This is a genomic window from Collinsella sp. CLA-ER-H3 (genome assembly GCF_040092425.1).
GTDB lineage: Bacteria > Actinomycetota > Coriobacteriia > Coriobacteriales > Coriobacteriaceae > Collinsella.
Map to the genome: position 1 here is coordinate 137909 of NZ_JBBNLP010000001.1, position 13232 is coordinate 151140.

Consider the following 13232-nt stretch of genomic DNA (forward strand, 5'->3'; position numbering starts at 1 on the left):
TCAAAACGTCTTATGCTTTCGTAAAGGAATGGAGAGGAACATGGACTACAAAGTAGTGTCTCAGCAAGTCGTCGATAACGTCGGCGGTCTGGAGAACATCGAGGGCGCCACGCATTGCGTTACGCGTCTGCGTCTGGTGCTCAAGGATACGAGCAAGTACAACAAGGCCGAGCTCGAGAACATCGATGGCGTCAAGGGCGTGCTGTACAACAGCGGCCAGCTCATGATCATCTTCGGTACCGGTACCGTCAACAAGGTTTACGATGAGTTTATGGCTCTGACGGGCGTTAAGGAGATCAGCGCTTCCGAGGTCAAGGGCGCCGAGGCGGACAAGAAGGGCAAGTTCTTCTCGGTCCTCAAGGTATTCTCGGACATCTTTATCCCCATCATTCCCGCTTTCGTCGGCGCTGCTATCATCATCGGCCTTAAGTCGCTGATCGTTGCCAACGGCCTCTTTGGCATGGAGGGCAGCCTCGCCGATCACAGCGAGTTCCTCAAGAACCTCGCAAGCTTCTTTGCCATTATCGCCACCACCTTCGACTACCTACCTGTCCTGGTTATGTACAGCGCGGTCAAGCGTTTTGGCGGTAACCCGATCCTGGGCATCCTCGTCGGTATCGTCATGGTTCACCCGAGCCTTATGAACCGTAACACGTTCGTTATGGACCCGACGGGTGCTGAGTACTGGAACTTCGGTCCGCTCTCCATTCCCATGGTTGCTTTCCAGGGCGGCGTGTTCCCTGCAATCCTGACTGCCTGGTTTATGGCCAAGGTCGAGAAGATTGCCCAGAAGTACATCCCCGAGGTCGTTTCGTTCGTCTTTGTCCCGACCGTTACCCTGATTCTTGCTAACGTCGCCCTGTTCACCGTGTTCGGCCCGCTCGGCAACCTGATCGGCGACGTCCTCGCCGGCGTAATCGATATCCTGTACAACAGGATGGGCGTCTTCGGTGCCTTTGTCTTTGCCGCATTCCTGCAGCCGCTCGTCGTTACCGGTACGCATCAGTTCATCCAGGGTATCGAGGCAAACCTCGTTGCCACGACTGGCTTCAACTACATCCAGGCCATCTGGTCGGTTTCCATCATCGCCCAGGGCGGCGGCGCCATCGGCATGTACCTCATTCACAAGAAGCATTCCAAAGAGCGCAACATCTGCATGTCGTCCTTTATCCCGACGCTGGTCGGTATCTCCGAGCCCGCAATCTTTGCTGCAAACATGCGCTACTCGATCATCCCGTTCATCTGCGCTTGCATCGGTGCAGGCTGCGGCGGTGCCTTCGTGAAGCTCTTTGAGGTGCGCGCCATCGGTCAGGGTCTGACCGGCGTGCTTGGCCTGCTCATCGTCACGCCCGAGACGCTCGTGTGGTATGCGGCTGGCAATCTCATCGCCTTTATCGTGCCGATCGTCTTGATCTTTGCCTACAACAAGGCAAAGGGCGTGCCGACCACTGATGAAGAGGGCGCTGGTGCTGGCTTTGATGTCAGCTTCTAGTTGAGCCGTTCAGCGTAATCTGAGGATAAGTCCATTTGGGGAAGGGCGTTCGACTCGTGTGAGTCGAGCGTCCTTCCCCATAGACGAGAAAGTCAACGGCGATGTTTAATCAAAAAAATAAGGTGACACGCGCGGACTATGAGCAGTGGCGTGCCGGACAGGATGAGACGGCGGGTCGCATCGCGTCCGACCCCGATAGGCTCCTGTTCCATGTGGAGCCTGAGCTTGGCTGGCTCAACGACCCCAACGGTTTGGTGCAGATCGGTGATACGTATCACATCTATCACCAATACGATCCATTCGATGCTGCGCATGGCGGTCCAGTGCTTTGGAATCATCTGACAACAAAGGATTTTGTGACGTACGAGAATCGCGGCCCTGTGCTGTTCCCCGATTCCGATTTGGATTCGAGCGGAGCGTATTCTGGTTCTGCCTTTGTACACGACGGCAAGATTCACTACTTCTATACCGGCAACGTCAAGCATTTTGACCGCGATGATTACGACTACGTGTTGACGGGCCGTGAGCAAAACCAGATTCATGTGGTTGCCGAGAACCCCGACGAATTGGGCGAGAAGCGCATAGCTGTTGGGCCGGTCGATTACCCCGACGATATCGGTACGCACGTGCGTGATCCCAAAATCCTTGAACACGATGGTATCTACTACATGGTTCTGGGCGCTCGTACGAAAGACGACCGCGGCTGCGTGCTTGTCTATACCTCGAGCAATCTAGAGGACTGGAGCTATGCGACGCGCATTGAGTTGGGCGAGAAGTTTGGCTTTATGTGGGAGTGCCCCGATCTGTTTGAGCTCGATGGTGAGCTTATTCTCGTTTGCTGTCCGCAGGGTGTGTCCGCCGATGGATGGCGTTACCGCAATCCGCACCAGTGCGTGTGGTTTCCCATCGAGGCCGATTGGGAGGCGCCGAGTTTTAAGATCGCCGGGCAGGGCATGCCCCCGATGGTCGATGCCGGCTTTGATTTCTACGCACCGCAGTCTTTTGAGGATGCTGCGGGTCGGCGTTTGATGATCGGGTGGTCGGGTTGCCCCGATGCGACGGCAAAAAGCCCGACGGTGGCACGCGGGTGGCAGTGCGCGTTGACGGTGCCGAGAAAACTGAGCATGCGCGATGGTAAGCTCTGTCAGCAGCCGGTGCACGAGATTGAGAGGATGCGCGGCGACTGCGTTTGCGCGACAGGCGGTGAAACCGTTGAGGAGCCGGGCCGCCTGTTTGATCTTGTGGTTTCCTGTGAGGGCGCCCAGGTGATCGAGCTCGAAATCCGCAAGGGTGTCTTTGTGCGCTATGCAGACGGGATGCTTACCCTCGACATGGGTGACGAAGGCTATGGGCGCGACCAGAGGTTGATCGAGCTCAGCGAGCTTCGCGACCTGCGCGTGCTTTCGGACACTACGATGGTCGAGATTTTTGCAAATGGCGGCGAGGCGGCACTTACGAGCCGTACCTATTCGCCGGCGGTTCCGGCGATGGAGCTGCACGCCGAGGGTGCGGCATCGATGAATTTCTACCGCCTCGTGCATTAACCGTGCGTGGAGCACGATTGGATTTGCTGGACGGAATGTGTCGCAGTTGTCGCGGCCAACTACCGCTTACCGCATATAGCGACCGTTTGTGGAATAAGTAACCCTCCTTAATAAACCGTGTGGAATCCTAGATAAGCACGGAGTTTTCCAGGGAGACGCTGTCCTTTGTTGTGTGCAAGGGGCGGCGTCTCTTTGGCGCTTGGACGCCGTTGTGCAACAGTGCGGCGGCGCGTGCCATGTATTGAAAAGCCAATGTCGAGATGGGTCGTGATAATAATGGGCAAGTACGTAATCGTGGTTGAGTCTGGGTCGGATGTGACGCCGGAGCTCTGCGAGCGCTACGGCATCGTGCGCGTGCCCATGCATGTCACGATTGGTGACGAGACCGTCGAGGACGGCTCGATCGATCCGCTCGAGATTTATTCGCGCTGCAACGAGTTTGGCGTGATGCCCAAGACCAGCGGCTGCGCGCCTGCGGATTTTGCTCACGTGTACGACCGCATTCACGCTGAGCAGCCCGATGCGACTATTCTGCATCTCGCGTATTCCGAGGCCACGACCTGCTCGCATCAATCATCGAAGATCGCCGCCAAGGGTCGCGACTACGTGTTCTCTATGGACACGCGCTTTGTCTCGGTAGGCCAGTCGCTCGTTGTCGTCGAGACCGCCAAATACATCGAGGCTCACCCCGATGCCACCGTCGACGAGATCTTTGCATTTACGAATTCCGTCATGGACCGCGTGCTGCTGGGCTTTGTTCCTACCGATCTTGCCTTTCTTAAGGCGGGCGGTCGCTTGTCCAACGTCGCATTCCTTGGCGCCCATCTGCTCAAGATTAAGCCCTGCATTGAGGTGACGGGCGGCAAGTTCGTGGCGACCAAGAAGTTCCGCGGCTCTATGCTCAAGTGCGCCCGCGCCTTTATTGACCACATGGTTGCGAAGGGCGAGATTGACTACTCGCACATTGGCCTGGCGTATTCGGTGGGCCTTTCCCAGGAGCTGCGCGATGACATGGAGGTCTATGCGCATGATCTGGGCTTTAAGGACGTTACCTGGACTCAGGTCGGCGGCGTCATCTCGAGCCATTGCGGCCCGACCGCCTTCGGTGCGGTGCTCACGCTTAAGGCGTAAAGGCCGCAGGCGAGCGTTCTTCAGCCTGACATCTCGACGTAGCCCCCAGCCATGGTGATGGGGGATAGATTAAAACGTGCCGTTCTAGTCCGAGACGTTTAAACGCAAACGCATGGGCTAGAATGACTCTGGCATTTTAATTGGTTGCATCCAAGGAGAGGCAAGGTAGCGCGAATGGCAGAAATGACGCTTGAGGGTGTGGACGCTCGTCCCGAGGACTCTGCGTTTGCCCTTGGCCGCGTGCATTCGATCGAGACGATGGGAACGGTCGACGGACCCGGCATCCGCTTTGTGGTGTTTGTTCAGGGCTGTCCCATGCGCTGCGCGTATTGCCACAATCCCGATACCTGGTCGGTCAACGGCGGCACCATGGTGACCGTCGAACACCTGATGGATGAGTTCCAGAGTAACCACGAGTTCTATCGCAGCGGTGGCATTACGGTGTCCGGCGGCGAGCCGCTCCTGCAGCCCGAGTTTTTGGCCGATCTGTTTCGTGCTATGCATAACAACCCCGATGGCCGTGTACATACCTGCCTAGATAGCTGTGGCTATGCATTTGACCCCAACCACCCCGAGAAGTTCGATGCCGTGCTCAACGAGACCGACATGGTACTGCTCGATATTAAGCATGCCGACCCGGTCGAGCATAAAAAGCTGACCGGTTGCGATCCCGCACGCATCTTGGCGTTCGGCGATGAACTTGCACGTCGCAAGATCAAGGTCGTTATCCGCCACGTGGTGGTGCCGGGCATTACCGACACGGTGGAGGAGTGCGAGAAGCTCGGTCGCCTCATCGCTCCATGGCACAACGTGGTGGGCCTGGAAATGCTGCCGTATCACACGATGGGTGTCGTCAAGTACGAGCAACTGGGCATTCCCTATAAGCTTGAGGGCGTACCTCAGATGGATACCGCGCGCATGCCCGAGCTGCGCAATGCCGTTATGGCCGGTATGAAAAAGCGCCGTGCGGAGCTCAGGTCGGCCATCGGCTAACAAGCCATTTTTGCCCCTTTATGATACCCGAGCTGTACTGGCCTAACGGCTTGGTGCTGACACGGTTGAGCCAAAATGCTGGTACCATACCGTGGATAAGCAATTTGCACGGATTTGGGGGATGGCATGGCAACCATCGCGATCATAGGCGCACTCGAAAAAGAGGTTGCGCAGATTAAGGAAGAGCTGAGTGGCACGCATGAGTCGCAGGAGGCGGGCTTGACCGTTGTGAACGGTGGGCTTTCGGGTCTGACAGTAGTCGCCACGACGGCAGGCATGGGGACCGTGAACGCCGCTGCCGCAACGCAGCATCTCATCAGCAAATACGCCCCGCAGGCCGTTGTGTTTTCGGGCATTGCGGGCGGCCTAAACCCTAAACTCCATATTAACGACGTGGTTATAGGCAAGTGCCTGCGCTATCTGGATACCGATACGGCACTCATCGCCGAGTCGGCGCCGGGGCTCGAGGAGTTTGTCTCGACACCGGCGTTGGCTGATGTTGCCGCCGCCGTGCTTGCCGAGCATGGATTTGTGGATGCCTCGGCGGATGAGACTTCTGCGGAGAAGGACGCCAAGCAGTTCCTGTGTGGCACTATCGCCACGGGTGATCGCTTTGTTACGGGTGACGCCATGCGTAACGCTGCGATTGAGGCCACGCATGCCGATTGCGTCGAGATGGAGGGCGCGGCAATTGCGCACATCGCGGCCAAGAATGGTGTCGATTGCCTGGTACTGCGCGCTATCAGCGATAATTGTGACGAGGCATATGACGCGTTTTGCGAGCGCGAGTTCGATCTGGACGAGTACGCTCGCACCGCGAGCGGCATCACGCTTGACATCGTTCGTCGTATCGCCGCCGCGCAATAGCACGCCCGTTTTGTAAGAACCTACGACCAAGGAGTGTCCATGGCCGATTCCATTAACTATCAGCTTGCCAAGTTTGTTGCCAGCTACGGCAAGGTTTCGCAGATCCCCGAGTCCACCTGTCCCGAGGTGAGCTTTGTGGGCCGCTCCAATGTGGGCAAGTCGTCTATCATGAACAAACTCTTTGGCCGCAAGAACCTGGTCAAGGTTTCGAGTACGCCGGGCAAGACGAGCAACATCAATTTCTTCGAGGCCGACGACGTGCACTTTGTGGACCTGCCGGGCTACGGTTTCGCCCGTCGTTCCAAGGCCGAGCGCGACCGCTGGGCTGAGCTTATCGGCGACTTCTTCGACTCCGAGCGCAGCTTTAACCTGGTCGTATCGCTGGTGGATATTCGTCACGACCCCAGTAAGCTCGACCATGACATGATCGATTACCTGCAGGGCAACGAGTTCAACTTTATCGTCTGCCTCACCAAGGCCGACAAACTCAGCCGTACCCAGCAGGCCCGCCAAGCAGCAGCCATCAAAAAGCAGCTCAACGTCCCTGCCGAGAACGTGATCATCACAAGCTCCCAAACCGGTACCGGCATCGACGAACTCAAGCGCCGCATCGCCGAGGCCTGCCTCTAGTGAGTGCCCCTTACCAGCAAGAGCCCCTGCCAATAAAAATCAACTATCAGCCTGGCGCCCCTTCAAAGCGTGGGTCCCTGTAGACATCCTCAGCAAGGTAGGCGCAGGGACGGTCGGGATATTCCCTCAAAATCATTCCGCAGCGCGAAGGCCCCTTGTCCGTCGCTCCGTAGGAGCAGGACAAGGGGCCTTCATGCGCGAGGACGATTTTGAGGGAATATCCCGACCGTCCCGGACAGGTATATGAGGAGGATGTCTACAGGTACTCGATTTGAGCGCCTTCCGTGTCGCACGTGAGAATATGCGTATCACACTTGGGGAACTGCTCACGCAGCTTGACCTGCAGAAACTTTGCCACGATGGTGTCGTCGGTCACAGCCATGAGGGTCGAGCCTGAGCCGCTAATCCAGATGGTCTTAGCGCCGCCGTTAAGGCAGGTGTCGCGCACGGCGTTGTAGTCGGGAATCAGGCGGCGACGATAAGGCTCCTGAATGCGGTCGTCATTGGCAGCGGCAATCAGGTCCAGGTCACCAGTCTCCAGGCCGCGCGTCATGCCGGCGATGCGGCCCATTTGCCATACGGCGGTGGAGAGTGGAATCTCCTGCGGCACGACCTTGCGCGCCTCGCTCGTATGTACCTCGTAGGGCGGAATCACGGTAATAAAACGCAAGCGATCGCTCACCTCGTAGCGCAGACATTGGGGGAGCGAATCGGTCGGCGTAAAGGAGCAGACGGCGCCGCCAAGGATGGCGGGGGCGACGTTATCGGGATGGCCCTCGACCTCGGTGGCGATGCGGACGAGTTCGGCGCGGTCGACGGTGTGGCCTGTCAGCGCGGCGGCAGCCATGATGCCGGCGACGACGCAGGTGGAGCTGGAACCCAGGCCGCGGGCGACGGGGACGTCGGTCTGAATGTCGATAGCGACGGGGAAGGCCGGCTCGCCCCATGCGGCCAGCGCATCGACAAAGCTCACATAGACCAGGTTATTCTCGTTTTGGAACTCCTTGGGGCAGCCCGTGATGGTGAGCTTGTCGGCGCGCTCGACGGTGAAGTGCGAGTAGAGGCCGACGGCCATGCCGAGGGTGTCGTAGCCGATGCCTAGGTTGGCGCTTGTTGCTGGGACGGTGATTTTGATCATGTGGGTCCTCCTGGCGTGCCTGGCTGTTTAGTTCGCTGCTCGGACAGTCCTGCGCAAGACGGAAAGCACATTAAGTGCTTTCCTTTGCGTGCGGAACTCACGACGAACTAAACAGCCAGGCACGCTGTGCGCGTTCGTCATCATCCCGAGGGTTATCTGATGAAAGAAGGTGCGCCGGCTTTCGCCGGCGCTTAATAAGGGATCTAGTTGGTGCTCATTCGTTTTGCTGCGGACTCGACGTAGCTGGCCATTTCGTCGACGTCACAGACGTCTTCGAAGCGGACAGGTTTGGACTCGAGCTCGGCGAGCTGGGTCGGGGCGACCGTGTTGGTGGCCTGCTCGAGCACGCGCATAGCCTCAAAATCGTCCTCGGGAACGTTGAGGCCCAGGGCATCGCAGCAGGCGCGCGGGAACTTGTAGGGGCTGGCGGTCGAAAGCAGCACGCGGGCCTTGGCGCCCTCGGCGGGAGCGACCTTTTCAAAGACGTGATAGCCGCAAGCGGTGTGCGGGTCGATCACGTAGCCGTTGGCGTCCCAGCAACTCTTGATGGCAGCGCGGACCTCGTCCTCGCTGGCCCAGCCGCAGCCAAAGACGCTCTGAATCTTGGCCAGCAGCTCGGCGGGCACCTCGTAGCGACCAGTCTGTGCCAGCTGCTCCATAAGGCCGGCAACGAGCTCGCAGTCGCCGTCGGACAGGAAGTAGAGCATGCGCTCGAGGTTGGAGCTGATGAGGATGTCCATCGACGGCGAAATGGTCGTGAAGAACGGGCGGTTGCGGTCGTAGACGCCGGTGGTCAGGAAGTCGGCAAGCACGTTGTTCTTGTCGCTCGCGACGATGAGCTTGGCGACGGGCAGGCCCATGCGCTTGGCGTAGTAGCCGGCCAAGATATCGCCAAAGTTGCCGGTGGGCACACAGAACTCTACGGCGTCGCCAGCCTCGATAGCGCCGGCGCGCAGCAGCTGCGCATAGGCGGCAAAGTAGTAGACAACCTGCGGTACCAGACGGCCGACATTGATAGAGTTGGCGCTCGAAAGCACCGTGCCGGCGGCTTCCAGACGCTCGGCAAGCTCCTTATCGGCAAAGATGCGCTTGACGGCGCTCTGGGCGTCGTCAAAGTTGCCGCGGATGCCGCAGACGGCGACGTTGTCGCCCTCCTGCGTGGACATCTGCAGGTTCTGGACGTGGCTGACCTTGCCCTCGGGATAAAAGACGGTGATGCCCGTGCCCGGAGCGTCGGCAAAACCGGCGAGTGCGGCCTTGCCCGTGTCGCCCGACGTGGCGGTGACGATCATGATGCGCTCAGCGCCGCCGTCCTTGGCGGAAGTGCGGGCCATGAGGCGGGGGAGCATCTGTAGGGCGACGTCCTTGAAGGCGCTTGTGGGGCCGCCAAAGAGCTCCATCACATAGGTCTGAGGGGCGTCAGCACCCGGCGCTGCGTCGAGTTTGACGAGCGGCGTAACCTCTTCACTCGCGAACGTGCCGCGGTATGCCTCGTCGACACACGCCGAAATTTCTTCGGCCGTGTAATCATTCAGTAACATTCCCAACACATCTTGAGCGATTTCAAAGTACGATTTATCTGCAAGCGAGCTGATATCGACCTGCTGGGTGCCAAGCTCGTCCGAGACAAACAAACCCCCGTCGGGAGCGATGCCGGTGCGGATTGCCACCTTACTTGAGCACGATAAAGTGCGTCCTCGTGTACTATGATAAGTTCCCATATAACACTGCTCCTCGGATGCCTTGGTCCCAATCGGTGAAACCATGGTATCAGAGCGCGCAAAATAGGTTCGCAGAGGCTTTTTAGAAAGGTAACCTCCAGCCCATGATTAAGATTGCCAAGTTTGGCGGCTCGTCGGTCGCCGACGCCGAACACTTTAAGAAGATCAAGGCCATCGTCGATGCCGACCCGGCTCGCCGTTTTGTGGTGGTTTCCGCCTGTGGTCGCCGCTTTAAGGGCGACACCAAGGTGACCGACCTGCTCTACCTGGTTAACGCGCACGTTAAGTACCACGTGTCGTGCGAGGAGCTGCTCGAGGACATCGGCCAGCGCTATTTTGATATTGCTGACGAGCTGGAGCTCACCTATCCCATCCGTGAGGAGTTCGCGGCTTTTGCCGAGCGCGCCCGCTCGGGCGGTTACTCCACCGAGGAGCTCGTGAGCCGCGGCGAGTACTTCACCGCTCGCCTGATGGCTGAGTACCTGGGCCTACCGTTCCTGGACGCCGCGACGGTTGTGGCGTTCCATCACGACGGTACGCTCAGCATGAACCGCACCTCCGAGCTGGTGCAAGAGTACGGTCAGCAGGGCGGCTTCGTTATGCCTGGCTTCTACGGCGCGACGCGCGAGGGCCAGATCAAGCTGCTCGACCGTGGCGGCGGCGACATTTCCGGCTCGATCCTGGCCAAGTGCCTAGGCGCCGACCTGTACGAGAACTGGACCGACGTTTCGGGCTTCTATTCTGCCGATCCTCGCATTGTGCCCGAGGCTCAGCCCATTGCGCGCGTTACCTACGAGGAGCTGCGCGAGCTTTCGTACATGGGCGCAAGCGTCCTGCACGAGGAGGCCGTGTTCCCTGTGCGTGAGGCGGGAATTCCGCTGGTCATCAAGAACACCAATGCGCCGCAGGACCCCGGCACCATCATTAGCGAGACGGCTGATGAGGGCGAGGCGGAGCCCATCATTACCGGCGTGACCGGCAAGCGCGGCTTTGTCGCCATCAACGTCGCCCGCGACCGCACCAAGCCCCGTGTTGGCTTTATGCGCCGTGCGCTTTCGGTGTTCGAACGCTATGACGTCTCCGTCGAGCACATGCCCACCGGTGTCGACCGCTTTGGCGCCGTGGTGCAGGAGCAGGATGTGCACGACTCGCTGTACTCGCTCGTGGGCGACATTCAGCAGGAGGTCGAGCCGCTCGAGATCGAGGTCGTCGAGGGCCTGGCGCTTATCGCGACCGTCGGCCGTAACCTGCGCGGGCGCGCAGGTATTTCGGGTCACCTGTTTGGCATGCTTGGCCAGGCCGGCGTGAGCGTGCGTATGATTTCGCAGAGCTGTGACGAGATCAACATCATTATCGGTGTCGAGGAGAAGGACTTCGACCTAGCGATTCAGACCATTTACCGTGCCTTCTCCGACGAAAACGGCATTGTGAAGGTCTCCGACCTGGAGGCTCCCGCGCCGGTCGATCCCGCCCTGGTCGCGCTCCACAAGTAGCTGCCATCCCGTTGATTTTTTGGGACATGTCTCAAAAATCTACGGCGGGGCGTTTCGTTTCGGTTTCGTTTCGACGGGGCGGGTTTCGTGCCCGCCCCGTTCTTGTATACACTGGCAACAATAATCGGCCTGCTCGGCGTGCGGGCAAAAGCCACAACCTTTAAAGGGGGAAGCATGAAACAGTACACGGTTGCTATTTTGGGCGCGACGGGAGCTGTAGGCACCCAGATGCTCGAGTGCCTCAACGAGCAGGAGTTTCCGGTCGGTAAGCTCAAGCTGCTGGCGAGCGCGCGCTCTGCGGGCAAGACCGTTGAGTTCCGCGGCGAGCAAATCGTGATCGAAGAGGCTTGCCCCGAGGCCTTTGAGGGCTGCGATATTGTGCTCGGAGCCGCCGGCGACGATATCGCGAAGGAGCTGCTGCCCGAGGCCGTCAAGCGCGGCGCTGTCGTGGTCGACAACAGCCATGCCTTCCGCATGGATCCCGAGGTGCCGCTGGTCGTACCCGAGATCAATGCCGACGATATCAAGTGGCATCACGGCCTTATCGCCAACCCCAACTGCGCGACCATTATCGGCCTGGTTCCCACCTGGCCGCTGCATCAGCTCGCCGGCGTGAAGCGCATGATCGTCTCGACGTACCAGGCGGCTTCGGGCGCTGGCGCTCCCGGTATGGCCGAGCTCGAGGCCCAGCTGGCCGCCCTGGGCCGTGGCGAGGAGATTCCCGAGCCGCGCGCTTTTGCCGCCCAGCTGGCGAGCAACCTGATTCCGCAGATTGGCGGCGTCAAGGAGGAGGGCTTTACCTCCGAGGAGATGAAGCTGCAAAACGAGGGCCGCAAGATTATGCACCTGCCCGAGCTGCGCGTGAACTGCACCTGCGTGCGCGTTCCTGTGCTGCGTTCGCACTCCGAGAGCATTACGCTCGAGTTTGAGCGCGATATAACGGTTGAGGAGGCCCGTGCTGCGCTGGCTGCCGCTCCCGGCGTCAAGCTGGTTGACGATATGGCTGCCGAGGATGCGCACGATCGCTTCCCCATGCCGATGGACACCTCCGACCAGGACCTGATTTGGGTCGGCCGCGTGCGTCGCGACATCTCGAACCCCGAGGCTGCGCGTGGCATCACCTTCTGGTGCTGCGGCGACCAAATCCGTAAGGGCGCGGCAACCAACGCCGTCCAGATCGCTAAGCTGCTCTGCGAGTAGTGTGACCTGTCCGGCGGGGGCCGGGCTTAGTTTTCAGAACGTCCTCGACCATGTGTGGCGCCTTGTCCTGCTCCTTCGGAGCCGCGGACAAGGCGCCACACTGGTCTGCGGAGTGTTCTGAAAACTAAGCCCGGCCCCCGCCTGCGGTGACGCTGCTGCGAGCGGCCTGCGATGGGGCTGTTGTTGGTTGAGGCCGCTGGGCTGATGTGGGGGCGCGTGGCTGTTGCGAGCCCTGGTCCCGGCGGCGGCCTCGGCGCTTTGCGCCTGCCGCCTTTGGGGACTGTGGGGTCGATTGGGGTTGTCTGCACAATTCGCGGTATTATGTTGCGGAGTTTTGAAAGGAGCCGCTGGTGGTCACGACGACGTTTGCTTCGCCTTTGGGCGAAATCCTGCTTGCCGCTGATGGCCGCGGTTTGACGGGGCTTTGGTTTGAGGGGCAGGAGCACTTTGGCTCCACGCTTCTCAAAGAAGATCCCGAACATGTTGAAGGCGCCGATGCGGTTTCTGGTGCTGGCGGCATGTCTTCGGTGAATCCGACAAACGGTGCTGCCTCGTCGGTACTTGAGCGTTCTTGGGCTTGGCTGAATGCTTATTTTGCGGGGCAGGAGCCTCGGTTTACGCCGCCGTTGCATATGATTGGTACGGCGTTTCAGCGCGAGGTTTGGTTTGAGCTGCTTTCTATCCCGCGTGGCGAGGTCGCTACGTATGGTGAGATCGCCCAGCGTGTTACGGCTCGACATCGTGTACCGGGAAACGAAGCACCCGTTGCGTCTCCCCGTGCCGTGGGGGCCGCGGTCGCGCGCAATCCCATTTCGATTATTGTGCCGTGCCATCGCGTGGTTGCCGCCGATGGTTCGCTTAACGGGTATGCCGGCGGGCTTGACCGCAAGGAGTGGCTGCTTCGGCTTGAGGGCGCGTACGAGGACTAACGTTCGAGCACTTTGCATAGCCAAGATGCCGTGAAAGAACGGGACATGCTTTCCGAATGGAGGCTCAGACGGAAACTACGTTCCGGAATTCCGT

Annotated in this window: 11 protein-coding genes; 9 read left to right on the plus strand and 2 right to left on the minus strand. The window is 59.5% G+C overall.

Going from position 1 to position 13232, the window contains the following annotated elements; all coding sequences use genetic code 11:
• Positions 1–40 precede the first annotated feature (40 nt).
• From AAAX32_RS00650 to yihA, 6 genes are all read left to right on the plus strand, one after another.
• Positions 41–1492, plus strand: a complete 1452-nt coding sequence (locus AAAX32_RS00650; RefSeq protein ID WP_349099594.1) for a PTS transporter subunit EIIC — start codon at positions 41–43, stop codon at positions 1490–1492.
• A gap of 101 nt (positions 1493–1593) precedes the next feature.
• Positions 1594–3036, plus strand: coding sequence for a glycoside hydrolase family 32 protein (locus AAAX32_RS00655; RefSeq protein ID WP_117766532.1), 1443 nt, complete (start codon positions 1594–1596; stop codon positions 3034–3036).
• A 276-nt stretch (positions 3037–3312) separates the two neighbouring features.
• Complete coding sequence (locus AAAX32_RS00660; RefSeq protein ID WP_233504627.1) at positions 3313–4167, plus strand: DegV family protein; 855 nt, start codon at positions 3313–3315, stop codon at positions 4165–4167.
• Between the two features lie 174 nt (positions 4168–4341).
• Positions 4342–5160: a pyruvate formate-lyase-activating protein gene (gene pflA, locus AAAX32_RS00665; protein WP_117766536.1), complete on the plus strand. Its 819-nt coding sequence runs from the start codon at positions 4342–4344 to the stop codon at positions 5158–5160.
• Positions 5161–5286: 126 nt separating this feature from the next.
• Positions 5287–6027 (plus strand): 5'-methylthioadenosine/S-adenosylhomocysteine nucleosidase, encoded by a 741-nt coding sequence (gene mtnN / locus AAAX32_RS00670; RefSeq protein ID WP_349099596.1) that lies wholly within the window; start codon positions 5287–5289, stop codon positions 6025–6027.
• A 39-nt stretch (positions 6028–6066) separates the two neighbouring features.
• Complete coding sequence (yihA, locus tag AAAX32_RS00675; protein ID WP_055252447.1) at positions 6067–6657, plus strand: ribosome biogenesis GTP-binding protein YihA/YsxC; 591 nt, start codon at positions 6067–6069, stop codon at positions 6655–6657.
• 256 nt (positions 6658–6913) lie between these two features.
• On the opposite strand, the gene thrB is transcribed toward yihA, so the two are convergent.
• Together thrB and thrC are read right to left on the minus strand one after the other, a co-directional pair.
• Positions 6914–7795, minus strand: coding sequence for a homoserine kinase (gene thrB, locus AAAX32_RS00680; RefSeq protein WP_349099599.1), 882 nt, complete (start codon positions 7793–7795; stop codon positions 6914–6916).
• A gap of 203 nt (positions 7796–7998) precedes the next feature.
• Positions 7999–9516 carry a threonine synthase gene (thrC, locus tag AAAX32_RS00685; RefSeq protein WP_117766540.1) on the minus strand — a complete coding sequence of 506 codons (1518 nt, stop codon included), beginning with the start codon at positions 9514–9516 and terminating at the stop codon, positions 7999–8001.
• 104 nt (positions 9517–9620) lie between these two features.
• Between thrC and AAAX32_RS00690 the strand changes: the two genes are divergently transcribed.
• From AAAX32_RS00690 to AAAX32_RS00700, 3 genes are all read left to right on the plus strand, one after another.
• The gene (locus tag AAAX32_RS00690; RefSeq protein WP_117766542.1) at positions 9621–11009 is read left to right on the plus strand and encodes an aspartate kinase; all 1389 of its coding nucleotides are present in this window, start codon (positions 9621–9623) and stop codon (positions 11007–11009) included.
• Between the two features lie 174 nt (positions 11010–11183).
• A complete protein-coding gene (locus tag AAAX32_RS00695; protein ID WP_117766544.1) occupies positions 11184–12209 on the plus strand; it encodes an aspartate-semialdehyde dehydrogenase in 1026 nt (341 codons plus the stop codon).
• 350 nt (positions 12210–12559) lie between these two features.
• On the plus strand, positions 12560–13138 hold the full coding sequence (locus tag AAAX32_RS00700) for a methylated-DNA--[protein]-cysteine S-methyltransferase (protein ID WP_226790740.1): 579 nt from the start codon (positions 12560–12562) through the stop codon (positions 13136–13138).
• The last annotated feature ends 94 nt before the right edge of the window (positions 13139–13232 follow it).

What these genes read in the sequence shown, in the direction of transcription:
- AAAX32_RS00660 (WP_233504627.1), top strand. Translation starts at nt 3,313, where the DNA reads ATGGGCAAGTACGTAATCGTGGTTGAGTCTGGGTCGGATGTGACGCCG.
- mtnN (WP_349099596.1), top strand. Translation starts at nt 5,287, where the DNA reads ATGGCAACCATCGCGATCATAGGCGCACTCGAAAAAGAGGTTGCGCAG.
- AAAX32_RS00695 (WP_117766544.1), top strand. Translation starts at nt 11,184, where the DNA reads ATGAAACAGTACACGGTTGCTATTTTGGGCGCGACGGGAGCTGTAGGC.
- AAAX32_RS00690 (WP_117766542.1), top strand. Translation starts at nt 9,621, where the DNA reads ATGATTAAGATTGCCAAGTTTGGCGGCTCGTCGGTCGCCGACGCCGAA.
- AAAX32_RS00650 (WP_349099594.1), top strand. Translation starts at nt 41, where the DNA reads ATGGACTACAAAGTAGTGTCTCAGCAAGTCGTCGATAACGTCGGCGGT.
- AAAX32_RS00655 (WP_117766532.1), top strand. Translation starts at nt 1,594, where the DNA reads ATGTTTAATCAAAAAAATAAGGTGACACGCGCGGACTATGAGCAGTGG.
- yihA (WP_055252447.1), top strand. Translation starts at nt 6,067, where the DNA reads ATGGCCGATTCCATTAACTATCAGCTTGCCAAGTTTGTTGCCAGCTAC.
- thrB (WP_349099599.1), bottom strand. Translation starts at nt 7,795, where the DNA reads ATGATCAAAATCACCGTCCCAGCAACAAGCGCCAACCTAGGCATCGGC.
- pflA (WP_117766536.1), top strand. Translation starts at nt 4,342, where the DNA reads ATGGCAGAAATGACGCTTGAGGGTGTGGACGCTCGTCCCGAGGACTCT.
- thrC (WP_117766540.1), bottom strand. Translation starts at nt 9,516, where the DNA reads ATGGGAACTTATCATAGTACACGAGGACGCACTTTATCGTGCTCAAGT.